The 24,036-nt window shown below is 59.9% G+C and carries 23 protein-coding genes; 14 read left to right on the top strand and 9 right to left on the bottom strand.

Translation table 11 applies throughout. The annotated features are described in order from the left end of the window. Positions 1 to 40: 40 nt before the first annotated feature. From JSS95_01525 to JSS95_01515, 3 genes are read left to right on the top strand one after another with little or no spacing between them, the layout of a single operon-like run. Complete coding sequence (locus JSS95_01525; GenBank protein ID MBS1798484.1) at positions 41 to 1,384, top strand: MFS transporter; 1,344 nt, start codon at positions 41 to 43, stop codon at positions 1,382 to 1,384. Next, positions 1,365 to 3,368 carry a YjhG/YagF family D-xylonate dehydratase gene (locus JSS95_01520; GenBank protein ID MBS1798483.1) on the top strand — a complete coding sequence of 668 codons (2,004 nt, stop codon included), beginning with the start codon at positions 1,365 to 1,367 and terminating at the stop codon, positions 3,366 to 3,368. The genes JSS95_01525 and JSS95_01520 overlap by 20 nt, the downstream gene beginning before the upstream one ends. A 5-nt stretch (positions 3,369 to 3,373) precedes the next feature. Then, positions 3,374 to 4,198, top strand: a complete 825-nt coding sequence (locus JSS95_01515) for a fumarylacetoacetate hydrolase family protein (protein ID MBS1798482.1) — start codon at positions 3,374 to 3,376, stop codon at positions 4,196 to 4,198. Positions 4,199 to 4,216: 18 nt separating this feature from the next. Here the strand turns inward: JSS95_01515 and JSS95_01510 are convergent, their stop codons facing one another. Beyond that, positions 4,217 to 5,539 (bottom strand): sugar MFS transporter, encoded by a 1,323-nt coding sequence (locus JSS95_01510; protein MBS1798481.1) that lies wholly within the window; start codon positions 5,537 to 5,539, stop codon positions 4,217 to 4,219. 277 nt (positions 5,540 to 5,816) lie between these two features. Between JSS95_01510 and JSS95_01505 the strand changes: the two genes are divergently transcribed. From JSS95_01505 to tadA, 3 genes are all read left to right on the top strand, one after another. After that, positions 5,817 to 6,890 (top strand): agmatine deiminase family protein, encoded by a 1,074-nt coding sequence (locus tag JSS95_01505; protein MBS1798480.1) that lies wholly within the window; start codon positions 5,817 to 5,819, stop codon positions 6,888 to 6,890. Positions 6,891 to 6,962: 72 nt separating this feature from the next. Next, entirely contained in the window at positions 6,963 to 8,318 is a 1,356-nt protein-coding gene (locus JSS95_01500) for an amidohydrolase family protein (GenBank protein MBS1798479.1), read from the top strand. 17 nt (positions 8,319 to 8,335) lie between these two features. Next, positions 8,336 to 8,899, top strand: a complete 564-nt coding sequence (gene tadA / locus JSS95_01495) for a tRNA adenosine(34) deaminase TadA (protein ID MBS1798478.1) — start codon at positions 8,336 to 8,338, stop codon at positions 8,897 to 8,899. 352 nt (positions 8,900 to 9,251) lie between these two features. Here the strand turns inward: tadA and thiC are convergent, their stop codons facing one another. From thiC to JSS95_01480, 3 genes are all read right to left on the bottom strand, one after another. Then, positions 9,252 to 10,721, bottom strand: coding sequence for a phosphomethylpyrimidine synthase ThiC (gene thiC / locus JSS95_01490; protein MBS1798477.1), 1,470 nt, complete (start codon positions 10,719 to 10,721; stop codon positions 9,252 to 9,254). 85 nt (positions 10,722 to 10,806) lie between these two features. Then, on the bottom strand, positions 10,807 to 13,455 hold the full coding sequence (locus JSS95_01485; GenBank protein ID MBS1798476.1) for an ABC transporter permease: 2,649 nt from the start codon (positions 13,453 to 13,455) through the stop codon (positions 10,807 to 10,809). A gap of 11 nt (positions 13,456 to 13,466) precedes the next feature. Further along, positions 13,467 to 13,820, bottom strand: coding sequence for a PadR family transcriptional regulator (locus JSS95_01480; protein MBS1798475.1), 354 nt, complete (start codon positions 13,818 to 13,820; stop codon positions 13,467 to 13,469). Positions 13,821 to 14,059: 239 nt separating this feature from the next. Here JSS95_01480 and JSS95_01475 point away from each other — a divergent pair, with 239 nt between their 5' ends. Both JSS95_01475 and JSS95_01470 read left to right on the top strand, forming a co-directional pair. Beyond that, the gene (locus JSS95_01475; protein ID MBS1798474.1) at positions 14,060 to 14,284 is read left to right on the top strand and encodes a hypothetical protein; all 225 of its coding nucleotides are present in this window, start codon (positions 14,060 to 14,062) and stop codon (positions 14,282 to 14,284) included. Positions 14,285 to 14,382: 98 nt separating this feature from the next. Beyond that, positions 14,383 to 14,850 (top strand): cytochrome c maturation protein CcmE, encoded by a 468-nt coding sequence (locus JSS95_01470; protein MBS1798473.1) that lies wholly within the window; start codon positions 14,383 to 14,385, stop codon positions 14,848 to 14,850. Positions 14,851 to 14,853: 3 nt separating this feature from the next. Here the strand turns inward: JSS95_01470 and JSS95_01465 are convergent, their stop codons facing one another. Continuing rightward, on the bottom strand, positions 14,854 to 16,320 hold the full coding sequence (locus JSS95_01465; GenBank protein ID MBS1798472.1) for a M20/M25/M40 family metallo-hydrolase: 1,467 nt from the start codon (positions 16,318 to 16,320) through the stop codon (positions 14,854 to 14,856). Positions 16,321 to 16,385: 65 nt separating this feature from the next. Between JSS95_01465 and JSS95_01460 the strand changes: the two genes are divergently transcribed. From JSS95_01460 to JSS95_01450, 3 genes are read left to right on the top strand one after another with little or no spacing between them, the layout of a single operon-like run. Next, positions 16,386 to 17,084 carry an ABC transporter ATP-binding protein gene (locus JSS95_01460; protein MBS1798471.1) on the top strand — a complete coding sequence of 233 codons (699 nt, stop codon included), beginning with the start codon at positions 16,386 to 16,388 and terminating at the stop codon, positions 17,082 to 17,084. Beyond that, the gene (ybaK, locus tag JSS95_01455) at positions 17,081 to 17,587 is read left to right on the top strand and encodes a Cys-tRNA(Pro) deacylase (GenBank protein ID MBS1798470.1); all 507 of its coding nucleotides are present in this window, start codon (positions 17,081 to 17,083) and stop codon (positions 17,585 to 17,587) included. The genes JSS95_01460 and ybaK overlap by 4 nt, the downstream gene beginning before the upstream one ends. Beyond that, positions 17,584 to 18,273: a heme exporter protein CcmB gene (locus JSS95_01450; GenBank protein ID MBS1798469.1), complete on the top strand. Its 690-nt coding sequence runs from the start codon at positions 17,584 to 17,586 to the stop codon at positions 18,271 to 18,273. The genes ybaK and JSS95_01450 overlap by 4 nt, the downstream gene beginning before the upstream one ends. A 69-nt stretch (positions 18,274 to 18,342) precedes the next feature. Here the strand turns inward: JSS95_01450 and JSS95_01445 are convergent, their stop codons facing one another. From JSS95_01445 to JSS95_01435, 3 genes are read right to left on the bottom strand one after another with little or no spacing between them, the layout of a single operon-like run. Then, on the bottom strand, positions 18,343 to 19,290 hold the full coding sequence (locus JSS95_01445; GenBank protein MBS1798468.1) for a M28 family peptidase: 948 nt from the start codon (positions 19,288 to 19,290) through the stop codon (positions 18,343 to 18,345). Beyond that, positions 19,287 to 20,069, bottom strand: a complete 783-nt coding sequence (tatC, locus tag JSS95_01440) for a twin-arginine translocase subunit TatC (GenBank protein ID MBS1798467.1) — start codon at positions 20,067 to 20,069, stop codon at positions 19,287 to 19,289. The genes JSS95_01445 and tatC overlap by 4 nt, the downstream gene beginning before the upstream one ends. Next, on the bottom strand, positions 20,062 to 20,601 hold the full coding sequence (locus JSS95_01435) for a twin-arginine translocase TatA/TatE family subunit (GenBank protein MBS1798466.1): 540 nt from the start codon (positions 20,599 to 20,601) through the stop codon (positions 20,062 to 20,064). Before JSS95_01435 ends, tatC begins: the two co-directional genes overlap by 8 nt. Positions 20,602 to 20,980: 379 nt before the next feature. Here JSS95_01435 and nadA point away from each other — a divergent pair, with 379 nt between their 5' ends. The 3 genes from nadA (at position 20,981) to JSS95_01420 (ending at position 23,625) form a co-directional block, all read left to right on the top strand. Continuing rightward, positions 20,981 to 22,108, top strand: coding sequence for a quinolinate synthase NadA (gene nadA / locus JSS95_01430; protein ID MBS1798465.1), 1,128 nt, complete (start codon positions 20,981 to 20,983; stop codon positions 22,106 to 22,108). A gap of 125 nt (positions 22,109 to 22,233) precedes the next feature. Next, entirely contained in the window at positions 22,234 to 23,112 is an 879-nt protein-coding gene (locus tag JSS95_01425) for an FkbM family methyltransferase (protein ID MBS1798464.1), read from the top strand. A gap of 75 nt (positions 23,113 to 23,187) precedes the next feature. Further along, entirely contained in the window at positions 23,188 to 23,625 is a 438-nt protein-coding gene (locus JSS95_01420; GenBank protein MBS1798463.1) for a DUF2203 domain-containing protein, read from the top strand. Positions 23,626 to 23,629: 4 nt separating this feature from the next. On the opposite strand, the gene JSS95_01415 is transcribed toward JSS95_01420, so the two are convergent. Then, positions 23,630 to 24,010, bottom strand: coding sequence for an EVE domain-containing protein (locus JSS95_01415; protein MBS1798462.1), 381 nt, complete (start codon positions 24,008 to 24,010; stop codon positions 23,630 to 23,632). Positions 24,011 to 24,036: the final 26 nt, after the last annotated feature.

Below are 24,036 nucleotides of genomic sequence, written 5' to 3'. Positions count from 1 at the left end.
TAGACGCACAAACAGGTTTCCACCAGGAATGGCACTCCCAATGAAGGTTACTTCGCGCAATCCCGATGCACTCTCACACGAGGCTCTCTCCTCGGACGCTGAGCAGGACATTGCGCGGAACCTGAGGCGGCGCTGGTTCTACCTGATACCCGCTGTCTTCATCACCTACAGCCTGGCATATCTCGATCGCGCCAACTATGGCTTCGGGGCTGCGGCGGGGTTGGCCGCTACACTCCACATCACCGGCGCGCAGACTTCACTGCTGGGTGCGCTCTTCTTCCTCGGCTACTTCACGTTTCAGATACCGGGCGCGAGAATCGCAGGAAGAGGCAGCGCACGCTGGCTCATCTTCTTTGCGCTTGTTACGTGGGGATCGCTGGCGGCCCTGACAGGAGTCATCCGCGAGTTCTGGCTGCTCGCGCTGGACAGGTTTCTCCTCGGCGTTGCGGAGAGTGTCATCTTTCCGACAATGCTGGTCCTGCTTACGCGCTGGTTTACGCGCGAGGAACGCTCCCGCGCCAACTCGGTCTTCATCCTTGGCAACCCGATCACAGTGCTTTGGATGTCGGCCATCACCGGCTATCTCATTCAGGCTTACGGCTGGCAGATGACGTTCATCCTCGAGGGGATTCCAACGGTGCTGTGGGCCCCGGTGTGGATCGCCACGGTTCGCGACCGGCCGTCCGAGGCTCGATGGCTCAGCGCATCGGCGGCTGAGGCGCTCGAAGAAGTGCTCACGCGCGAACAGGCTGCGATGGAGCCGGTAAAGTCGATGCGAAAGGCGCTGATCCGCGGAGACGTCATTCTGCTATCGATCCAGTATTTCTGCTGGAGCCTGGGACTTTATGGCTTTGTGCTCTGGCTGCCGACAATCATCCGGAGTGGCGGCTCGATGACCATGGGGCAGACGGGCCTGCTTGCCGCGATTCCCTATGTCGTCGCCATTATCTTGATGATGGCCGTCTCCTACATTTCGGATAAAACGCTGCGTAGGGAGCCCCTGGTATGGCCGTTCCTTCTTGCCTCCGGTCTGGGGATGCTTGGCTCATTTCTGTTTGCAGACAACAGCTTTATTGCCGCCTTTGTGTGTCTCGTCATCTCCGGGGGCTGCATGTATGCGCCTTATGGCCCCTTCTGGGCTATCGTTCCGGAGCGTCTGCCGCGCAATGTCACGGCTGAAGTTCTCGCCGTGATCAATAGCTTCGGCGCGCTGGGCGGCTTTGCCGGGAGCTATCTTGTCGGGCTCTTGCAGGCGGTTACCGGAAGCTCACGCGCAGGCTTTCTGCTTATGTCTTCTTCATTGATATTCTCTTCCCTGCTGATACTTCTATTGCCTAAACCTAAGCCCGCGCACTCCGGAGCCAATGAACCCGTCATCGCATAGCTCGATAACTGTAACCGATGTTCTCGAAGGCGACACTTCGCAGTACGAAGGCGTCAAGACCCATGCCCCCGGCCCTGAAGGCGTTCTTCCCATCACGCCAGAGATGCTGTTGACGCAACCTTCCGGCAACCTGTTCGGCCTGAGCCAGAACGCAGGCATGGGGTGGGAGCCATCGCGGCTGCGCGATCCGGAGTTTCTGATCCTCAGCACGCACGGCGGCGTACGCGCACAAGATGGAACGCCGATCGCACTGGGCTTTCATACCGGCCACTGGGAGGTTGGGTTGCTCGTCGCTGAGGCTGCGCGCGAGTTTCGCAACCTGCATGCAACTCCGTTCGCCGGAGCCTGCACCGATCCCTGCGACGGACGCACGCAGGGAACGGCCGGCATGCTCGACTCGCTTCCCTACCGCAATGATGCGGCGATGGTGCTGGGACGCCTGATGCGATCGCTGCCGAATCGCAGCGGCGTCCTCGGCGTTGCAACCTGCGACAAGGGGCTTCCCGCGATGATGATGGCCCTTGCTACCTCTGGCCCTCTTCCCAGCATCCTCGTTCCCGGCGGCGTCACGCTTCTGCCCGATGAGGGCGAGGACGCGGGCAAGGTGCAGACCATCGGCGCGCGCTATGCGCAGAACCAGATCACTCTCGATTACGCCGCTGAGGTGGGATGCCGAGCGTGTGCAAGCCCCGGTGGAGGCTGTCAGTTTCTTGGCACCGCTGCAACATCACAGGTGGTTGCCGAGGCGCTTGGTCTGTCGCTGCCGCACACAGCGCTTGCTCCATCGGGTCAGCCGGTGTGGCTCGACGCCGCTGCAAGGTCGGCGCGCGCAATGATCCGCATGATGCAGCTCGGGATTGGCACACAGGATGTATTGACCGATGCAGCGATTCGCAATGCGATGGTTCTTCATGCAGCCTTTGGAGGCTCTACCAATCTCCTGATTCACATTCCGGCAATTGCTCACGCCGCAGGCAGGCGACGGCCATCTGTAGACGACTGGACTTCCATCAATCGTGAGGTGCCACGGCTGGTCGATGCTCTGCCCAACGGCCCCAGGAATTTTGCGACGGTACAGGTCTTCCTCGCAGGAGGAGTTCCAGAGGTGATGCTGCACCTGCGGCGCGCTGGACTGCTCGATACAACTGCGAAGACGGTCACCGGCGGGACGCTCGGCGAAAATCTGAACTGGTGGGAGCAGAGCGAGCGCCGCCGCATCATGAAAAAGCGGTTGCTCGATCTCGACAGCATTGATGCCGACGATGTCATCATGTCGCCGGACAGTGCGCGGCAACGCGGACTCACCGCCACGGTCTGCTTCCCTTCCGGCAACCTTGCGCCTGAAGGCTCGGTCATCAAGAGCACGGCGATTGATCCATCGCTCGTCGACGAGACGAACACCTATCGCCACATCGGCCCTGCAAAGGTCTTCATCTCGGAGGCGTCCGCAATCAATGCCATTAAACGCGGCGAGATCGGCAAGGGCGATGTGATCGTCCTTATCTGCGGAGGCCCGGCAGGCGCGGGTATGCAGGAGATCTATCAGGTCACCTCTGCGTTGAAGAGCCTTCCGCACTGCAAGCATGTCGCGGTGCTTACCGATGCGCGGTTCAGCGGCGTTTCCACCGGGGCCTGCCTCGGGCACATCTCGCCCGAGGCGCTGGCGGGAGGACCGGTCGGCCGCTTGCTCGATGGTGATGTGATTGAGATCGCCATCGACCGCGGCGCGCTTCTCGGCTCCGTCAATCTCATCGGCGAAGGTAATCGGCGCTTCACCGCAGAAGAAGGAGCGCGGCTTCTTGCAGCGCGCTCGGCGCGGGGCGATCTGGCGCCGCACCCTGAGCTCCCCGCCGCAACTCGTTTGTGGGCTGCGCTGGTTCAAGCCAGCGGCGGAGTTTGGGGCGGGTGCGTCTACGACACCGATGCCATCGTGAGCCGTCTTCAGCAGAACCAACCGCAACAGGCAACTATCGAGGACAAGTAAAACGAATGCGACTCTACCGCACGACATCCGGCTCTATCGTCGAGGACAAAGGCAACTACTTTCTGCTCGAAGCGGCGGACTGGGACGAGCTGATCTCCAGCCCCGATATCTACCAACGCGCGCAGTCTGCGCTTGCCGGTAAAGCCGTGCAACAGCCCGCCGGAACTGCGATCCTCGCGCCTGTCGGCAGCCAGGAGGTGTGGGCCGCTGGAGTGACCTATTACAGAAGCCGCAATGCGCGCATGGAGGAGTCAAAAGACGCAGGTGGGGGCACCTTCTACGATCGCGTCTACGTCGCTGACAGGCCCGAGCTCTTCTACAAGTCCAGCGGCAATCGCGTCGTTGGCCCTGGAGCAAATGTACGCATCCGCAAGGATGCAACGTGGTCCGTCCCTGAACCAGAGTTGACGCTATTCATAAGTTCGACAGGAGTCATCACCGGCTACACCATCGGCAACGACATGAGCTCGCGCGATATCGAAGGCGAGAACCCGCTCTATCTGCCACAAGCGAAGGTCTACGACGGAAGTTGCGCGATTGGCCCGGCGATCCTGCTAAGCTCCGAGCCTCTTCCGCGCTCGACCGGCATTCAGATCGAGATCGTTCGCAGCGGGAAAACAGCCTTCAGCGGAGACACCTCTCTTGCCGAGTTGAAGCGCGAACCGAAGCTGCTCGCCGAATATCTCTTCCGCGAAAATAGCTTTCCTGCGGGAGCGTTCCTGATGACGGGCACCGGCATCGTTCCCGGCGATGACTTCACGCTTGTTGTTGGCGACCTCGTAAAGATAAGCATCGACGGAATCGGAACACTTGAGAATCCGGTGACCTGACAAGGTTCTCCGTTAAACTCAGACGGCACCTGCTTCCACTTCCTGTTCTGCCCTGCGTCCGCCGAAGTAGCCGAACAACGCGATGTAGATATAGCAGACGGCGGGAATCACAAATGCGTGCTGCACTCCTATTGCATCGGCCAAATGGCCTTCCGCCAGCGGAATCAGCGCGCCGCCGACGATTGCCGCAACCATCAGGCTGGAGCCTTTGCTCGTCAACTGTCCCAGCCCCGTCAGGCCAACAGTGAAGATGCTTGGGAACATGACCGAGTTGAACAGCCCCACCGCAAGGATCGACCACATGGCAGTGTGTCCATGCGTCAGGATCGAGGTGACCACCAGCAGAAAGGCAACGACCGCCGCCGAACCCAGCACGGTACTCGTTCTGAGCTTTGTGAGCAGCGCCGATCCGATAAATCGCCCGATCATGGCGCCGGTCCAGTACACGGCAACATACTTTGCAGCGGCCTGCTCCGGCAGTGCGCCGATATCGGGCAGGCCAAAGTAGTTCACCAGAAAACTGCCGATCGAGACCTCGGCACCGACATAAACAAAGATCCCCACAGCGGCCGCCAGCAAGATGGGATGCTTCCAGATGGAATCGCCGCCCGCGCTCGAATCCAACTCGCCGGGGCGAATGTCGCGCGTGAAATCCATCGGCGGCAGCTTCACCAGCGCCAGAGCAATCGCCAGCAGCACCAGCGTCAGGCCGATCCCAACGTAAGGCAGCCTGACGGAAGAGGCTTGCTCTGCCCGATAAGCCTGCAGAGCGGTTGCAGAAAATGACTTCAGCTTCTCAGGCGTAACCTGCGTCGTGCTCAGGATCAACGCGCCACCGAAGATCGGTGCAACAGCCGTCCCCAGAGAGTTGAACGCCTGCGAAAGATTCAGTCTCGCCGCTCCGGTCTCCGGAGGACCAAGGTGGGCCACATAAGGGTTTGCAGCTACCTGCAGACTGGTAATACCAGCAGCAAGAATAATGAGCGCCGAGAGAAACAGCCCGAACGAAGCGGCGGCAGAGGCCGGAAGAAACAGAAATGCTCCAACGGCCATCACCAGCAGGCCGATCACCATCGTTCCCTTATACCCGCGCCACTCCACCAGCTTTCCTGAAGGCACGGCAAAGATGAAGTACGAAGAGAAGAAGCAGAACTGCACCAGCATCGCCTGCGCGTAGTTCAGCTCGAAGATGCTCTTCAGGTGCGGGATCAGGATGTCGTTCAGGCAGGTGAGAAAGCCCCACATGAAGAAGAGCATCGTGGCGATGCTCATTGCGCGAATATCTGTCTTCTGCGGCCCAGTATGCGTGGTGCCGGTGGTGGTCGAAACTCCAATCGCCATATTGCTGGTCTACGGCCTTCCCATGAGCGTTTAAGCCTGCACGTTCAAACTCCACTCATCCTACACTCTTCTCTTCCCATCGCTGCTTTTTCGCGCCATACTCTGAGACCTGTCCGGCGGACCGTTTACCGGGCTGGCATATTTTGTACAGCTATACTGAGCATAAGAACGGTATTCTTTGGCTTTTGAAAATATCCGGAACAAGCTCAAATATCCAGGAAGATAAAGGTCTTTTGGATATGAGTCAGGGCCTCTAACGAGAAGGTTGAAAGAGCAGATGACCGCCAGCGACACGACACCACGCGACCAGAACTTCCGTATGCCCGCCGAGTGGGCCCCCCACTCCGGCACCTGGATCGCCTGGCCGCACAATGCCGAAGACTGGCCCGGAAAGTTCCAGCCCATCCCCTGGGTCTACGCCGAGATCGTTCGTCATCTCTCCTGCTGCGAAGACGTCCACATCCTCGTCAACAACGACACTGCCGAAAAGCGCGCGCGGCACACCCTTCTTCGTGCAGGCGCCAACATGGCGCGGCTTCACTTTCACGCCTGGCAGACTGATCGCGTATGGCTGCGCGACTCAGGGCCTATCTTCGTCAAGAACCCCAGGGGTGACCTTGCCATCACCAACTGGCGCTTCAATGCCTGGGCCAAATACGACAACTACCAGCGCGACGACCAGATTCCCCGCCACGTCGCAAAGCTCTACGGTATGACCGAGTTTCAGCCCAAGGTTGAAGTTGACGGCAAACCGCACCGCCTCGTCCTCGAAGGCGGATCTATCGACACCAATGGCGCGGGTATCCTGCTCACCACGGAAGAGTGCCTGCTCTCCGATGTGCAACAGCGCAATCCCGGCGTCTCCAAGGAGCAACTGGAACGGGCCTTTCACGACTACCTCGGCATCGATCAGACCATCTGGCTCCATCGCGGCGCCGCCGGCGACGACACCCACGGCCACGTCGACGACATCAGCCGCTTCGTGGACGAGAACACCATCCTCACCTGCGTCGAACCTACGATCCACGACGAAAACCACCTTCCGCTGGCCGAGAACCTCGACCGCCTGCGCTCTGCCCGCAACCTGGAAGAAAAGCCGTTCAAGATCGTCGAACTGCCGATGCCCGCACCCGTCGTCTTCGACGGCCAGCGCCTGCCGGCCAGCTACGCGAACTTCTACATCGCCAACGACCTGGTGCTTGTTCCCACCTTCAACGATCCCAACGACCGGCACGCTTTGAACATCATCGCCGGCTGCTTTCCTGACCGTAAGATCACAGGAATTCATTGCACCGACTTCATCTGGGGGCTGGGCGCGCTACACTGCATGACGCAACAGGAGCCTGCGTAAACCGGGCGCTGAAATAAAGCATCAGAAGAACCTGCGGTCGCGTTTCGTAAGACAAACTCAATCGGAGACCCGATGCGAACCTTCGCTTGTGCCTTCACACTCTCTGCCTTTGTTGCAGCCAGCGCCTACGCCCAGCAAAAAACCGTCATCCTCCACAACGCCTCGCTTGTCGACGGTACAGGCTCAGCCGCTCAACAACACGTCGATATCACTCTGCACAAGGGATATGTCGAAAGCGTCAGACCAGCCTTCAAAAAAGCGCCTAAAGATATTGAGATCGTCGATTGCACCGGCAAGACCGTCATCCCTGCCCTTATCAGCACGCACTCGCACCTCGGCATTCTTCTGAACAATGCGGACTCATCGCCCGATGCGTATACGGAAGAGAACGTTACCGCCGCGCTCAACCAGTTTGAGCGTTATGGCGTAACCACCATCGTCAGCCTTGGCCTCAATCGCGATCTCGTCTACGAGCTTCGCGACAGGCAGCGTGAAGGCAAGCTGGGCGGAGCGACCGTCCTCACCGCGGGTCGCGGCATAGGCGTCCCCAACGGCGCGCCGGGGCTCAACGTAGCCCCCGACCAGATCTATCGCCCCGCAACTCCCGAAGAAGCTCGCAAGGACGTCGATGAGTTGGCCGGACACCACGCCGATCTCGTCAAAATGTGGCTCGACAGTGGCCGCGGCAAGATTCCGGCCATGCAGCCTGCCATCTACACCGCCATCATCGAAGAGGCGCACAAGCATCGCCTGAAGGTCGCGTCGCATGTCTACGCTCTAGCCGACGCGCGCAGCCTGGTGAACGCCAACATCGACATCCTCGCCCACTCCGTGCGCGATCAACCTGTCGACGCTGCGTTTGCTCAATCGCTGATCCAACACAAGATCTGGTACATCCCAACTCTGGCCCTCGACGAGGCTTTTTATCTCTACGCCACAAACCCCGAAGCGATGCAATCCAACTTCTTCAAACAGGCGGCCGGAACACAACTGCTGGCGAAGCTCACGGCATCCGACTATGCGGAAAAGACCATCGCTTCAGCCCAGACCGAGCAGGCAAAGAAGGACCACGAGATCGCTGTGAAGAACTTCAAAGCACTCTTCGACGCTGGCGTCTCCATCGCCTTCGGCACCGACTCTGGTGCAGTTATGGGCCGAATCCCCGGCTTCAGCGAACACCGCGAACTCGAAGACCTCGTCGCCGCTGGACTCACTCCATTGCAGGCCATCGCTATCGCAACAGGCGAAAACGGCCGCCTCATTCATGAGCTGAACCCGCACCTCAGCGTGGGTCTCATCAAGTCGGACTACCAGGCCGACCTCATCATTCTCTCCGCCGATCCGCTGATGGACATTCGCAACACGCGGCGCATTGAAGCTGTCTACCATCATGGCGTGCCGGTTCCCAACCCGCCGCCGCAGAACTGACTCGCTACACTGTCTTCATGACACCGCAAGAGCAACAGGCCGAGTACGACATCCGCATGATACGCCTCGCAATCGCTGAGGCCCGCGCGGCAGAAGCCTCAGGTGAGGTTCCGGTCGGTGCGGTCGTCATCGCACACGACGGCGAGACGGTGCTGGGGCGCGGACAGAACCGCGTTTTGCGCGACAGTGACCCAACCGCCCACGCCGAGATCGTCGCCTTGCGCGAGGCCGGACGCACGCTTGGCAACTACCGGCTGCTCACGGCAGAAGGCGAGGGCTGCACGCTCTATGTCACGCTCGAGCCTTGCGCCATGTGTGCCAGCGCCATCCTTCACGCGCGTATTGCGCGCCTTGTCTACGCGGCCGACGACCCAAAGGCAGGCGCCTGCGGCAGCGTGCTGGAAGTGATGAACCATCCGCAGCTCAATCATCGCGCCGAGGTCAGCAAGGGTGTGCTGGCCGAGGAGTGCAGCCGGATACTCAGCAACTTTTTCCTCGTCCGGCGCGGAAAGCGCCCGCTCGACCCGCACCCGATGGATGCGCAGGACGCCCTTTGCGAAAGCGACAACGCCAAGCAATAGACAGACCAATTCACGAAGACCGGCCTACCACCAATGGGTTATGTGCCATGGCCCTACGGGGGATGTTCTCAGTTCGCCAATAGCCGCATCATCTTCATGAGACGGCAGAAAGCCGCCCCTGTCCAAGGAGACATTCCCATGGTTCACGACTTGGTTCTCGCCTTGATCTTTCTCGGTATGATCATTGCCCCTGCACTCCTCGCCATCCGCTCCAAAGAGGAAAAGGACGCCCTGTAATCAACGCTTTGTTGATTGACAGCGGACAGTGATACGACGCTTGTCCGCCCAGCGAAAGTCAAAAGCCGCATCCGGCTTCCGGATGCGGCTTTTACTTTGATGCGATGAAACCTGCCTAGCTGCGCAACGCCATCTGTTCCGTGACGATCTGCGTCAGGTCGGGCTTCTTCAGGCCGTGCTCGCGCTCGTTGAACTGATCCACCTTGCTCGACCAGTTCATGGAGCAGAACTTCGGCCCACACATCGAGCAGAACGCCGCTTCCTTGTAGTAGTCGTCCGGCAGCGTCTCGTCGTGCATCCCACGCGCGGTGTCCGGGTCGAGCGAGAGCGCGAACTGCTTGTCCCAGTCGAAGGTGTAACGCGCGTGTGAGATTGCGTCGTCGCGGTCGCGGGCACCGGGGCGGTGACGCGCGATGTCGGCAGCGTGGGCGGCGATCTTGTAGGCGATGATGCCGTCCTTGACATCCTTCTCGTTGGGCAGACCCAGGTGCTCCTTGGGCGTGACGTAGCAGAGCATCGCCGCGCCGTGCCAGCCGATCATGGCCGCGCCGATGGCCGAGGTGATGTGGTCGTAGCCGGGAGCAATGTCAGTAACCAGTGGCCCGAGGACGTAGAACGGTGCGCCGTCGCAAAGCTCGACCTCCTTGTCCACCTGCTCCTTGATCTTGTCCATCGGCACGTGACCGGGGCCTTCGATCATCACCTGCACGTCGGACTTCCATGCCACGCGGGTGAGCTCGCCTAGCGTCTTCAACTCGGCGAACTGCGCCTCGTCGGAGGCGTCGGCGACGCAGCCTGGACGGAGGCCATCGCCGAGGGAGTAGCTGACGTCGTACTTCGCCATGATCTTCGTGATGCGGTCGAAGTTCTCGTAGAGGAAGTTCTGCTTGTGGTGATGCGTCATCCACTGCGCCATGATGGCCCCGCCGCGGGAGACGATGCCGGTGATACGCTTTGCCACCATCGGCACGTACTGGATCAGGACGCCGGCGTGGATCGTGAAGTAGTCGACACCCTGCTGCGCCTGCTCCTCGATCACCTCAAGATAGAGATCGATGTTCAGGTCTTCGAGCTTCTTCACGCGGGAGAGCGCCTCATACAACGGCACCGTGCCGATGGGAACGGGCGAGTGGCGCAGGATGGCCTCGCGGATCGCGGGAATGTCGCCGCCGGTCGAGAGGTCCATCACGGTGTCGGCGCCGAAGTGCACAGCCGTGTGCAGCTTGCGCAGCTCTTCGTCGACGTTGGACGAAAGTGCCGAGTTGCCGATGTTCGCGTTGATCTTGCACAGCGACTCGACGCCGATCGCCATCGGCTCCAACTCAACATGGTTGATGTTGGCCGGGATGATCATCGTGCCCTTGGCGACTTCGCCACGAATTAGCTCCGGGGAGATCTTCTCGCGCTGGGCGACGAAGGCCATCTCCTCGGTAATCAGTCCCTTGCGGGCGAAGTGCATCTGCGACATGTTCCAGTCGCCCGTCCGTTCGGCCTCGACCTTACGCTTGACGATCCACTCCGCGCGGCCGGCCGGCACCTTGTAGCCGTTGTGGCCATTTCCCTGCTGTGACTTTTCGCTGCTCATCTGTTCTTTTCCTCGCTCCCACTGGCGACGTTATCGAGTTAGTATACGCCGCTGCGAAGCTGGGCGATCTTCGACGCCCAGGCAACTACTCGTTCCTGAGCGCCACCATCGGGTTGATGCGCGAGGCCCTTCTTGCCGGTAGATAGCCTGCCAGCAAAGCCACTGCGGCAAGCAGAATGCCCATCGCCACAAACGTTGCAGGATCGGTAGGCGTTGTGCCGAATAACAGTGAGGCAATCAGGTGCGCCATCGCAATCGAAAACACCGCGCCGACTGCGATTCCTACCGCCGCCATGTGCAAGGTCTTCGACAGCACGCCGCGCTGCACATTACCCGGCGATGCTCCCAGCGCCATACGCACCCCGATCTCCTGCGTGCGCCGTGTCACCGAGTACGAGATCACGCCATAGATTCCCAGCGACGCCAGCAGCAATCCAAGCCCCGCAAACGCAGCCACCAGCATCATGAAGAACTGCCGCGGCGATACAGCGTGCTCCACCAGCCGCTGCATCGGTCGAAACTCTACCGCCGGCTGGTTGGGATTGATCTCTCGCAGCGTCCTCATCACGCTTCCCGCCAACTGCTGCGGAGGCAGCTTCGTCCGGACAACCAGCGTCGCTCCATCCGGGCCCCAGTCGCTCTGCATCATTGGCAGATACATCTGCCAACTCGGCTTCCCTTCCACATTGGTATCGCGAACATCCGCGATGATGCCAATTACTCGAACATCCCTCTTACCCATCACTGCGATCTTCCCGAGCGCATCTTCTCCCGGCCACAGGCCATGGGCGGCGGCTTCGTTCAGTATGATTACGCCTCCGCCTTTGTCGTCGTCCTGCCATGTGAAGTCCCTGCCACGCAGCCGCATTCCCATCGCTTTGAAGTAACCGGGCGCGGTGATGTACACAAATGGCGATTGCAACTCGCCCTTCTTGTATATCTTCCCCTTCACCGTCGGAGCACCCCAGGACCGGTTCCGGTCCAGCGGAAGATTGTCCGTAAATCCGACTGCATCCACTCCTGAAAGCCCGCCTACACGCTGCGCGATATTTTCGAGAATCGCCGTACGCTTACCAGCCTTGCCGCCGTCGTCGTAGTCGATGCGGACCGCCGCTGCCGTGCTGGGCTGGAACCCGAGGTCGACATCGAGCACTCGCAGAAAGCTCCGCAGTAGGAGTCCCGCGCCCACCAGCAGCACACAGGCCAGCGCCACCTCCGAGATCACCAGCGCCGTCCGCATCGTCTCATGCTTGCGGCCTTCGGTCGTGCCGTGGCCGCCGTCCTTCAAGGCCTCCTGCACATTCGCGCGCGATGCCTTGATCCCCGGCATCAGGCCAAACAAAACCGCGGTCGAGATGGTTATCAACAACGTCCACCCAAGCGCAGCTCCGTCCAGACGCACGCTGCTCAACAAGGGCAGCGCAATCGACCCCTGATGCGCCAGATAGGAAAGTGCCGCGTATGCCATCCCCAGACCAAGTGCGGCTCCTGCACCAGCCAATACGAGGCTCTCTGTCAAAAGCTGCCGAATCAGCCGGCCGCGTCCCGCACCCAGGGCGCTGCGCAGAGCAAATTCTTTGCTTCGTGCTGCGGCGCGCGCCAGCAGCAGGTTCGAAAGATTGACGCAGACGATCAGCAGGATCATCCCCACCGCGCTCCACAGCACAATCAGCGAACGCCGCAGCTTGCCGCTCACATACTCCTTCAGAAAGACCGGATGCGCCGGCCCATAGCTTCCCTTCGAATCGGGATACTTCTTGCCCCAGTAGAACTGAGGAAACAGGGTCCGCGCCTCTGCGCGCGCCTGTTCGATCGTCACTCCCGGCTTCAGCCTACCTATCATCGCCAGGGTGTTTCCCTCGTAGCGGATATCGTCCATCACCACCGGCGTCAGGATGTCCACCTTCGCGCCGGGTGAAAATGCCGCCCCAAAGTCAAAGCTCTCTGGCAGCACCCCAACGACAGTCGCCGGCTTTTTATCCAGCTCAATAGATTTACCAATGAGCGATCTGTCCCCACCAAACTGCCTCTGCCAGTAGGCGTATGAGAGCAGCGCCGCAGCCGGCCCTCCCTTCATCGACTCCTCGGGCGTGAACTGGCGTCCAAGGAACGGCTCGACGCCCAGTACATGAAAGAAGTTTGCCGCGACCATGATGCCGGTCACCGGCTGCGGAACTCCATGCCCGGTGAGCTTGTAGTTGTCCTCGGTCGAGAAGGCAAAGTAGCCCGTCACATCTTCATACGACTTGTTCATCGACCGCAGGTCTTCATACGCATCCACCGAATACGTCGAAGCCGAAAGTCCCTTTGCGTCCGGGGGAGCGATCCACACCAGCCGGTCGGGTTGATAGAACGGCAGCGGCCGCAACAGGATCGTGTTCACCACGCTGAAGACGACAACGTTGGCCCCTATTCCCAGGGCCAGAATCAGTATCGCGACCGTCGCAAAGCCGCGATCGCGCGCCAGGGTGCGCATCGTGTAGCGCAGGTCCTGCAATAGCGTTTCAAGCCCAAACAGGCTGCGGGACTCGCGCTGCCGTTCCTTGGCCTGCTCTACACCACCGAAACGGATCAGCGCCTGACGCCTCGCCTCCTGCCATGGCATTCCCTTGCTCATATTCTCTTCCACGGCGAGCTCGAGATGCGTCTTCATCTCCGCATCCAGATCACGATCCAACGGCTCTTTGCGGAAGAGCGAAAACAATCTGTGCAGGCCGCGTCGCAGCGAATCCATCATCGATACCTTCATTGCTTGCCTCCGTCTTCCGTCATCGCCAGCACGCGGCCCATCACGCCGGAGAGGCGCACCCAGTAAGCAGTGTCCTCCGCTAACTGTTTTCTTCCCCGCTTCGTAATGGAGTAGAACTTGGCCTTGCGGTTGTTCTCTGACGATCCCCACTCCGCCGCGATCCAGCCGCGCTGCTGCAAACGAACCAGCGCCGCATAGATCGTCCCCTGGTTCAGCAGCACCTCATCCCCACTCACTTGCTCAATGCGCCGTGCAATGCCGTATCCGTGCATATCGCCCATGGCAGCTAAAGTCTGTAGAACCATCAGATCCAGCGTTCCCTGTAAAAGATCGAGCTTCGCGTCTCCCATCGGTCTCTCTCCTGTGGCATTCCCACATTTACATATGTGGATACGCCACAGGAAGGTCGGAAGTTCCCTGAAAAAATCGGGCTTTCTTTGAGGTCCTCGCCTTGACGTAAGTCAAGCCCTATCAATAGAAAACGGGCACCGGTCAACCTTTCGCCTTCACTGAACGTCATAATTAGCAACTGCCCTCCCCAAGGCCGCAGTACCGCACAGGATGAACCTCCTGCGCATGGAGCGCCCACATGAAGATGTTCTCCCCGAAGACACAAGCTCCTCTATCGCCTGCTGATGTAGATCAGCTACGCGCCGCTCTCGAAATGGAACGCAGGATCGCCGAGATCGTCCCTCCCCGCCGGGACCGCTCCATCGACAGTCAGCTTACGACCGACTTCAGGAAAAGCATTCAGCAGACTGAGCGCTACATCTCGCGACTGGCAGACCTGTTGTGCAACTCAGTGGCAGCCTGACTGCCAGGCAAAACAATTCGATATTCGCCCTGTTTGTGGTCCTTGCGCCTCCTGCGCCAGGCATGGAATAAAGCTGCGCGTAGAATAAGAACAGAATTATGGCGACCCCAGATCAGCGACCCGATCAGAAAAACCCAATCAAGATCATTGCCGCCACTGTCATCATTCTGGCGACCGTGGCCTACCTGGCCTTTACAGGTGTGCGCGACAACAAGAGCTACTACGTCACCATCAGCGAGTTGCAGGGTATGGGCGACAAAGCCTACGTCCGCCATCTGCGCGTAGCAGGCAATGTTGCGCCGGGCAGCATTGAGCGTTCGGGCACCAATGCAACATTTACGCTGCTCGAGCAGGGCAAGACGCTCCGTGTGGCCTACAAAGGCTCTGAACCGCCGCCGGACACCTTCAAAGACGACGCGCAGGCTCTGGCCATTGGAACCTTCGGAAAGGATGGCGTCTTCCACGCTACCCAGCTTCAGGCCAAGTGCGCCTCGAAGTATGCCCCGGCTGCCAACCAGCCAGCGACAACGACCGCCGCGGCGGCGATGCCTGCTGCCAGCCGTTAGGCTTTATTCTCCTGCTCCTCCGGTAAGCGCCTTCAGGTAGCGATACTGGAACTCCACCCCCGTGTAGTACGACTCGACCCCGAGCCTCTCGTCGCGTCCATGAGCGCGGGAGTCGTCTTCGTCGATCCCCATGCCGCAGAAGCCATACGACGGAATCCCCGCGGCCATCGTGTACTTGCTGTCAGTCGCTCCGGTCTCCATCTCGGGAACAATCGGCAGCCCAGGCCAGGTCTCAGCAACGACCTTGCGCAGCGCTCCAAAGACCTCCTCGTTCAACGGCGGCGGCGTGACCGACAACTCGTTCAATCTGTCATCGCTCGGCTTACCCGCGCTGTCGAGCAACTGAACCTCAATCTTTGGATCGGCAACGACCTCGATCAACTTTGAACGTATCTCCGCCGGCGTATGCCCAGGGAAGATTCTGCAATTCACATTTGCCTGCGCCCGCTGCGGTAGAGCATTGGGAGCGTGTCCCGCTTCCAGCATCGTGGCAACACAGGTCGTCCGCAGCGTTGCGTTATACAACGGATCCTCGGAGAGCCGTGCGACCGCAGCCTCGTCCGGCGGCGACTTCAGCGCGCCAAGCATGTCTTCCCTCACCTGCCCCTGCTGGGTCTTCTCCGTCGCCTCAAAATAGCCGCGCGTCACCGTGTTCAGCTCTGTGGGAAAACGATAGGCCTCAAGCCGCTCCAGCGCAGCAGCCAACCGGTAGATCGCATTGTCTTTCTTCGGCAGCGAGCTGTGGCCGCCGGGATTCGTCACCGTCAGACGAAAGTCAGCATACAGCTTCTCGGTAGCCTCAACTCCCAGACTCTCCGGCTTGCCCTTGACTGTGTTCAGGCCGCCAGCGTCGGGGTTCAGCGCAAACGCAGCGTCGATCAGCTCGCGATGGTTCTTGAGCAGCCAGCTCACGCCGTTGGACGCTCCGCCCTCTTCATCGGCTGTCAGCGCGAGGATGATGTCACGGTCGGGGACATAGCCCTCACGCTTCATGCGAATGAAGCTCGCCATCAGAGCCGCGGCGGAGTCCTTCATGTCCTGTGTGCCGCGCCCGTAAAAGTAGCCGTCCTTCTCCGTGAAGACGAAGGGATCGGTCGTCCAGTCTTCGCGCTTCGCCTCGACAACGTCGATGTGCCCGATGATCAGGACCGGCTTCTTCGTGCTTCCGGCGCGGCCCCTGTAGCGTGCGACCATATTTCCCTTGCGCGCGTTCGGACCGAGCACCACGACGTCGGCTTCGGGAAAGCCTGCATCGAGCAGGCGCTTGCGCATCGCCTCCGCCGCCGCAGTAACGCTGCCTGCGGAATCCGTCGTGTCAGTCTCGATCAGCTGCTTGAACAGGTCGCGAGCCAGCTCACGCGATGCCGCATCCAATGGCATCGTCTGTGCGCTCAAGGAACCGGCGAGCAGTATCGCGCCAAAACCTGCATAGAGCGCATTCGTTATATGTCTCACGTCACGAACCTCCATCCCTCTTCTGCAACCTACAGGGGTCTAGCCATATACTCGCATAGGGAGCTTCCACCTCCGCACGCATGTCGACGACCGACACAATCCGTAGCAGTCCGGCTGCCTCGCTCGACTCGGCATCGAAGATCTACGGCACCTTCGCCGCGCTTCGCAATGCAACTGCAACATTTCCCATGGGCACCTGCACCGTCATCCTGGGAGAGAACGGCGCCGGCAAATCGACCCTGCTGCGCATCGTCGCCGGCCTGATCACGCCGAGCCGAGGGACGGCAACCGTCTTCGGCGAGCTGCCGCACAAGCAGCGTCGCCGCGTGGCTTACATGAGTCACGCCCCTATGCTCTACGACGAGTTGACCGCCATGGAGAACCTGCGCTACTTCGCCAGGCTACATCGCGGCGAAGGGTGCGACTGCGTCGGTTCGCCGGAGATGGCGCTGCGCGCGGTCGGGCTTGACCCCACACTCACGCGGCCTGTCGGCCAGTACTCGCAGGGCATGCGTCAACGCGCCTCGCTTGCGCGCGTATTGCAGACCGACCCGGAGCTGCTGCTGCTGGATGAGCCGTTTTCAAATCTCGATGCGAAAAGCTCGCTGCACATGGTTGAGCTGCTCGCCGACTTCCGCACATGGCCGGTTGCGGGCGGAGGAGCACGCACCATCATCCTCACAACGCACCAGGCGTCGCTCGCCGAACCGATCGCCGATCGCACCATCGTCATGCGCCAGGGCCAGATCGTCGATACGGTGGTCAGGCAGCCTGCATGAAATCTTCGGCCCCAGCAAAGACGAACGCGGCGCGGCTTCTCGATTCACTTGGAATCACGTATGAGCTGCGCGCCTACGAGGTCGACCCCGAAGACCTGACGGCGATCTCGGTCGCGCGCAAGATCGGACTTCCCGCAGAGCAGGTCTTCAAGACGTTGCTCTCGCACACCAACGGCGGCGAGCATCTGTTTGCCGTCATTCCCGGCGACTCTGAACTTGACCTGAAGAAGCTGGCCCACGCCGCCGGGGTCAAGAAGGCCGAGCTGGCATCGCTGAAAGACGTCGAGCCACTGACCGGATACATCCGCGGCGGAGTCACCGTCATGGGAGCGCGCAAGCCCTTTCCTGCCTTTGTCGACGAGACGATCGAGCTGTTCGACGTGATCAGCGTCTCGGCAGGGCTGCGCGGGTTGCAGGTGATTCTCTCGCCTGCCGACTACCTTCGCGCTTCCGCTGCAACGCTCGCCGACCTCACCAGGGCGCATACCGGAGAGACACGTTGAAGTACGCCCGCTACGTTCTCGATCACCTCAAGAAGGATCTGCGCCTGGAATGGCGGTCCCGCGACTCGATCAACGGAATGCTCTTCTTTGTTCTGCTGGTGGTCGTCGTCTTCGCCATCGCCTTTGACCCGGCGGGCTACCCTACAGTGGCTCGACAGATTTCAGGAGGCATTCTCTGGGTGGGGCTGCTGTTCGCCTCCATGACCGCGCTCAACCAGTCGTGGACACGCGAGCAGCGCAACCAGGTGCTCGAAGCCCAGCGCATGGCGCCGTCGCCCGCATCAGCGCTCTTCATCGGCAAGGCACTGGCCAACATGATCTTCGTACTGATCGTCGAGCTCGTGCTCGGACCGATCTTTGTCATCTTCTTCAACCTGCATGTGCTGGGGAACGCCTGGCTGCTGGCTCTCATCCTCCCCCTGGGGACATGGGCGCTCGTCGTCAACGGAACCTTCTTCGCCGCGTTGGGCCTGCGGGCACGCAACCGCGAACTCCTGTTGCCGTTGATTCTGCTACCGCTGTCGCTGCCTGCGGTGCTGATGATGGTGCAGGCGACCAGCGGCGTCCTAACCGGCGACCTCGATCCCATCCAGATTCGCACCTGGATCACGCAGCTAGCAGGTTTCGACATCATTTATACGACCGTCTGCATCCTGTTCTTTGAGACCGTGCTCAACGCGGAGTAATTCTGCTTGCATCAGACGTCGTCATTCTTCTATGAAAAGAGGCGTAGAAGAATGGCGTCCGCGTAAAGATTAGCCGCGCTGGTTGATCAGGCGTATCAACTCGACAACGAGGTCGCCCGTCACTTGCAGCGAGTGCGCGCTGATCTTGTCCAGCGTGTCGAGTGGGGTGTGGTGATAGCCCTCGGGGTTCTCCCGTGTTGGCGTCCCGTAGTCGATGTCGATGATGTCGAGCACCGGGACTCCGCGCTGGCGGAACGGCAGATGGTCATCCTGCAGAGCGTTTTCCTTCGCGAAGACGTAGGACGAGTGTCCCGTGTTCTTAGCAGCCGTCGCCAGGAGGTCCAGAAGCCACGGGGTGGAGTTCTGGTCGCGGTCGATGTTCAGGTCCTTGTCGGCGATCATGTCGACGACGATGAAGGCCTTGATCTTCTTGAGCGTTCCCTCCTGCGACCACTTCGCCGCCAGATGGCGTGTGCCGTAGAGAGAATCCCGGTCGCTCCACGACTGGATGGCCTCTTCGCCATCGTCGAAGACCAGCCAGACGCTGTATCCCTCGGGCGGATGCGCGCGAAGATAGTTGCCCAGCTCGATCAGGAACGCAGTTGTCGATGCGCCGTCGTTCGCCCCCACAAAGCCGGTATCGCGCAGGGGGTAGTTCGTCTCGTAGTGGCTGGCGAGGACGATTACGCCGTCCTTTTTCCCGGGATAACGCACGATGAAGTTCTTCATCGCAAGCTGTCCGGCAGGCGTGGACGCGGAGAAGCTGTCCGTCTCGAAGTTGCCCTTCGCCGCCTCGGCTGTGAAGTGCGACTTGATGAACTCCTCGGCCTTCGCGTGGTCGGGTGAACCAATCCAGCGGTGAGGAGCGGCAGCAAGGAACTGCTTCGTCAACTCATAGGCAGCCTGCCCGCTGAACTTCGCAGAGGGTCTGGTCGTCGCAGGCTTTGTCTGGGGCTTCTGCGCAGAGGCAGTTACCACGAGGCTGAGCGCAAGACCGATGGAGGCTATGAGCTTCACGCGGCCTTCGCCTCTTTCTCCTTGCGGCGTTTCGGGTTGAAGAACCACGCTACGCCTACGCCAAACATATAGAGCACGAGCATGGGTGAGGCGAACAGGCACATGCTCACCGGATCGGGCATCGGGCAGATGATGGCCGCGATGATGAAGATGACCAGGATCGCATAGCGGATGTGCTTGATCAGAAACTTCGCGTCCACCAGGCCAAGAATCGAGAGGAAGAAGATCAGAATCGGCAGCTCAAAACAGATCCCCAGACCGAGGATGACGGCCATGAAGAAGCCGGTATAGTCCTCGATGGTCAGGATCGGATGAAATTGCTTGCCGAAGTCCATCACCAGCACCTTGATGATTCCAGGGAGAATCCTGTAGCCGAAGTATGCGCCTGTGAGAAAGAGGGCGATCGTTGTCGCCATGAACGGCCAGACGTACTTCTTCTCGTTCGCATACATGCCCGGCGAAATGAACAGCCACACCTGATAAAGGATGAACGGCGACGCGAGGATCGCTCCAGCCACCAGCGAAGTCTTCAGATACAGGTTCAGACCGTCCGTCGGATGCGTAAAGTTCAACGGGATGTGCAACTGGTCCAAGGGGGCCTGCACGATGCCGTACAGCTTTTCGTGAAAGGCATAGGCGACGGCAAAGCCTATCAGCAGATAGGCGACTGCGTGGATGATGCGCGTACGCAGTTCGGCGAGGTGCTCCATCAGGCTCATGCCTGGCAGCTCAGCGCGGTCGGTTACAGCAGCGCGAGCGCGGTCGACAAGATCAGCCATGCAGTTGGGCCTCGCTTACAATGTGGTCCGGAGCATCCGGTGTATGCCCGTTAGACGGATCGGTGGCATGGTTCGCTGCAACCTCCGGTTCCTCCGCCAACGGCACAGAGTCGAAGGCATGAGATACCGAAAAGCTATTCGCTACCGGAAGCCCGGTGGAAGGCGGCATCAGATTCAGTTCGCCAGAGGTCGCAATCGGCAGCGGATCGTGATGTTGCATCTCAGCGGTTACCTCGGAAAAGTCTACCGGCTCGCTCGCTTCAGACTCCGGAGCAGCTATCGTATTTTCAGCGGCAGCTTCGAGCGCCGGTGCGGCCGGTGCGGCGGCCTCCATCGCGGCGATCTTCTTCTGCTGTTCTTCCTGTTCGGCAATGCGCAGCTCTTCGTCCATCTGCATGCGGAACTCGTTGGAGGCACGGCGGAACTCGCCCATCAGCTTGCCCAGTTGACGCGCAAGCTCGGGCAGCTTCTTCGGGCCGAAGAGGATCAGGGCGAGGATGAAGATAAAGGCGCTATCGCCGAAGCTCGGCATAAGTACCTTTATGATACGGCCTTGCCGCGACACAAACAAATGCCTCGGGACGGTCTTCACGCTGTTGTAAAATCAATGGTGTAGAGACGCTCGGCTGACAGAGCGCCGGATCGAAAAGAATCTGTATCGTTCCGGTCTGCTGTTCGTCCAATGCTGTATGGCGGAATAGAGCCGAGTTTGAGGTAAGTAACTGGTTGCAACATCCCCGTGGCTGGGTGATGGTTCGCAAGAGCGAGCCGGCACAGCGAGTCCACTGCAACCGCGCAGTGCATGTGCTTTCAACATCCCCGTCTCAGAGGCAAATGACGGCGCCTTGCTTCTCGTTATACGGCACCCGACGCTTCCGTGAGACTGAAGGCGGAGTCAATTGAGCGTTCTGATGGAAGAGGTCGCGGCCGTACCCGCGACAGTTGCTGTTCAGGATTCCTGTTCCCTCGATAACTACCTTGCGCAGCCGGACCACACCATGGACGCCCGCATTGCCGCGGCGCGCGCCACGCTGGGAACCGATGTCGTTCTGCTGGGTCACCACTACCAGCGCGACGAGGTGATCCGGTTTGCCGACTACACCGGCGACAGTTACAAGCTCTCGAAGATCGCCTCGCAGACGAACGCGAAGTACATGCTCTTCTGCGGCGTGCACTTCATGGCGGAGACGGCGGATGTGCTGGCGAAGCCGTGGCAGCAAGTCATCCTGCCCGATCTGAACGCCGGTTGCTCCATGGCGGATATGGCCGAAATCGGTCAGGTGGAGGACTGCTGGGACTCGCTCGAGCGTGCAGGCATCACAGCCGATCTGGTTCCGCTGACTTACATGAACTCTGCCGCAGCCATCAAGGCTTTCTGCGGTGAGCGCGGCGGACTTGTCTGCACCTCGTCGAACGCTCGCGGGGCCTTCGACTGGGCCTTCGCACGCAAGCCGAAGATCCTCTTTCTTCCCGACCAGCACCTTGGCCGCAACACGGCCTTCGCCATGGGAATCCCGCTGAGCGAGATGGCGGTTTGGGACCCGTACCAGATCAACGGCGGTCTCTCGCCCGATCGCCTGAAGGCCGCAAAGGTCATCCTGTGGAAAGGACACTGCTCGGTGCACCAGCGCTTTCTTCCGGAGCACGTCGACCGCATCCGCACCACCTATCCGGAGATGCAGGTGATCGTTCACCCGGAGTGCCGCTGGGAGGTCTGCCAGAAGGCGGACGCCATCGGCTCGACCGAGCGCATCATCGAGGTCATCGAGAAGGCCCCCGAGGGCGCGAGCTTTGCCGTGGGCACAGAGATTCACCTGGTCAACCGGCTGGCGAAGCGCTTTGCTTCACTGGGCAAGAAGGTCATTACACTCGACGACTCCGGCTGCCTGTGCACGACGATGTACCGCATCTCCCCACAACACCTGGCGTGGGCGCTTGAGAACCTTGTGCAGGGCAATGTCGTCAACCGCATCAAGGTGGACGACGATGTGAAGCACTGGGCGAAGGTAGCCTTGGACCGGATGCTTGAAGTCCGATGACCCGAAACACTAATAAATAAGGCCAGCCGCGAGGGTTGCCACCTTTGGGGGGCTGGCCTTATTTCCTGAATGAATCTATGCTGATGCCAAGGTACTAGCCATCTCTCCTCCCCAGGTGACTGTAATTGGCCTTCAATAACGTAAGAACCCTCACAAGCATTCGTTCTCCGTTGAGCAGTTTCAAGCTGTTGTGCGTGGCCGCAAATTTCTCCCGACCCCGGTTCCGTCCAATCTGGCAAACGCTCATCAAAATGTTCGTTCACAAGGATGAGATTGAGATCCGCTACTGGTGTGTCAGCCGCTATCAACGAATGGCGATTCGCGTCGGCGAGCTAGAGAGCGACTTCCTGAGCGCGCTTGAGCTTTGCGCAAGCGACATGTACCGCATTGATGAGTCTTTCCATCCCGATCTTGTCATCGATGGCGGCGGAAATATCGGACTGTTCACATTGCGCGCCGCAGGGATCGAAGCCTCCACCGGACGGCCGCCGAAGTTCGTGATCTACGAGCCCCTGCCTCATAACTGTGAACAGTGCGAGAGACACCTGCAGATCAATCATGTCGACGCCGAAATGGTACGCGCCTGCCTGGGCGGAACTCATCGCTCGATTCCTTTCTATTGCCGCGAGGCGATCAACAGCAGCTTTGATCCGTCCAAACCGTATGACAAGGTCATCGACATACCGGTGCATACGTTGAAGGATGCGATCGACAAAGCCCCCGGCGCTGAACGCATTCTGATCAAACTCGACATCGAGGGCATGGAGGTTGAGGCCCTTGGCGCGTTGATCCCTTGCGAAAACCGTCCTGTCTACGTTGTGGGGGAGTTACATGACGTATCGATGAGGGGCCCTCAACTACGGAAGCTCTTCGAAGACTACGATTGGTGTTTCGAATTCGACGAAATCCGTGACGATCAGGCGATCTTTAGAGCATGCTCTCCGGCTGCATTTCCGTTGCTGCCTTCCATGGCATCGGCAACAAGAACATCGAAAATACATTAATCCGTTGCGCGGAATATACTCTCAATCGAGCGGAACATTTCCGCGAGATGTTCGACTTGCATCTGAGGCCCGGGCTTGAGCAAGACCTTCACTCTCGACGAAGCACAGGCGCTGCTGCCGGTACTTGAGACCCTGCTGCGCCGGGCGCAGACCCAGGGACGGCGCTGTGCCGAACTCGAGGTCGAGCTTGAACAGCTTCGTCAGGAGATTGCTCTTGCCGGCGGCATGAACATTGATGTCTCTACGGCGGCGCGCCGCCGTGCCGAGCGCGACAAGGCTCTCCAGGACACAAAGGATGCGCTGGCAGAGATTGAAGCGATCGGCGTGCAGGTGAAGGACCTCGAAAAAGGCCTGTTGGACTTTCCCTGCGTCATCGACGGAAAGACCGTCTTGCTGTGCTGGAAGCAGGGCGAGGAGACGATCGCCTTCTGGCACTCGACCGAAGACGGTTTTGCCGGACGCAAGCCGCTCGACGCACGTTTCGGAAAACCTGAACGCGACCGTCCCAACTAACTCGTCAAGGAGCGACGAGCCAGTCGTACTGCTCTTCCGTCAGCGGAACAACCGAAAGACGAAACTGGCGGAACATGATCGAGCCTTTGAAGACGCCTGCTTCGCGAATCTCCGCCAGCGGCTTTTCGCGCTTGAGCTTCTTGACTGGAGCGATACGAACGATGGGGTTCTTCGGGTCCGCCGCATCGACCGAGACCACCTTTGCCGTACCAATGGCCGCCTTGCCGATGTTCGAGTGATAGATGACGAGCTTCTCGCCCTTCTTCATGTTGCGCAGCGTAAGCAAAGCCTGGTTGTTGGAGATGCCGTCCCACGTCGTCTCACCATCGCGCACCAGGTCGTCGTAGGAGTATTTGTTCGGTTCGGTTTTGAGCAGATAAGGCATGAAGACAGGGTATAAGGAGCAGGGGG

The organism is Acidobacteriota bacterium, assembly GCA_018268895.1.
Taxonomy (GTDB): Bacteria; Acidobacteriota; Terriglobia; order Terriglobales; family Acidobacteriaceae; genus Edaphobacter.
This window is presented reverse-complemented; position numbering and strand designations above follow the sequence as displayed.

What these genes read in the sequence shown, in the direction of transcription:
- JSS95_01515 (MBS1798482.1), top strand. Translation starts at nt 3,374, where the DNA reads ATGCGACTCTACCGCACGACATCCGGCTCTATCGTCGAGGACAAAGGC.
- nadA (MBS1798465.1), top strand. Translation starts at nt 20,981, where the DNA reads ATGGAAGAGGTCGCGGCCGTACCCGCGACAGTTGCTGTTCAGGATTCC.
- JSS95_01475 (MBS1798474.1), top strand. Translation starts at nt 14,060, where the DNA reads ATGAAGATGTTCTCCCCGAAGACACAAGCTCCTCTATCGCCTGCTGAT.
- JSS95_01525 (MBS1798484.1), top strand. Translation starts at nt 41, where the DNA reads ATGAAGGTTACTTCGCGCAATCCCGATGCACTCTCACACGAGGCTCTC.
- tadA (MBS1798478.1), top strand. Translation starts at nt 8,336, where the DNA reads ATGACACCGCAAGAGCAACAGGCCGAGTACGACATCCGCATGATACGC.
- ybaK (MBS1798470.1), top strand. Translation starts at nt 17,081, where the DNA reads ATGAAATCTTCGGCCCCAGCAAAGACGAACGCGGCGCGGCTTCTCGAT.
- JSS95_01510 (MBS1798481.1), bottom strand. Translation starts at nt 5,539, where the DNA reads ATGGCGATTGGAGTTTCGACCACCACCGGCACCACGCATACTGGGCCG.
- JSS95_01435 (MBS1798466.1), bottom strand. Translation starts at nt 20,601, where the DNA reads ATGCCGAGCTTCGGCGATAGCGCCTTTATCTTCATCCTCGCCCTGATC.
- thiC (MBS1798477.1), bottom strand. Translation starts at nt 10,721, where the DNA reads ATGAGCAGCGAAAAGTCACAGCAGGGAAATGGCCACAACGGCTACAAG.
- JSS95_01415 (MBS1798462.1), bottom strand. Translation starts at nt 24,010, where the DNA reads ATGCCTTATCTGCTCAAAACCGAACCGAACAAATACTCCTACGACGAC.
- JSS95_01480 (MBS1798475.1), bottom strand. Translation starts at nt 13,820, where the DNA reads ATGGGAGACGCGAAGCTCGATCTTTTACAGGGAACGCTGGATCTGATG.
- JSS95_01460 (MBS1798471.1), top strand. Translation starts at nt 16,386, where the DNA reads ATGTCGACGACCGACACAATCCGTAGCAGTCCGGCTGCCTCGCTCGAC.
- JSS95_01485 (MBS1798476.1), bottom strand. Translation starts at nt 13,455, where the DNA reads ATGGATTCGCTGCGACGCGGCCTGCACAGATTGTTTTCGCTCTTCCGC.
- JSS95_01470 (MBS1798473.1), top strand. Translation starts at nt 14,383, where the DNA reads ATGGCGACCCCAGATCAGCGACCCGATCAGAAAAACCCAATCAAGATC.
- JSS95_01520 (MBS1798483.1), top strand. Translation starts at nt 1,365, where the DNA reads ATGAACCCGTCATCGCATAGCTCGATAACTGTAACCGATGTTCTCGAA.
- JSS95_01505 (MBS1798480.1), top strand. Translation starts at nt 5,817, where the DNA reads ATGACCGCCAGCGACACGACACCACGCGACCAGAACTTCCGTATGCCC.
- tatC (MBS1798467.1), bottom strand. Translation starts at nt 20,069, where the DNA reads ATGGCTGATCTTGTCGACCGCGCTCGCGCTGCTGTAACCGACCGCGCT.
- JSS95_01500 (MBS1798479.1), top strand. Translation starts at nt 6,963, where the DNA reads ATGCGAACCTTCGCTTGTGCCTTCACACTCTCTGCCTTTGTTGCAGCC.
- JSS95_01465 (MBS1798472.1), bottom strand. Translation starts at nt 16,320, where the DNA reads ATGGAGGTTCGTGACGTGAGACATATAACGAATGCGCTCTATGCAGGT.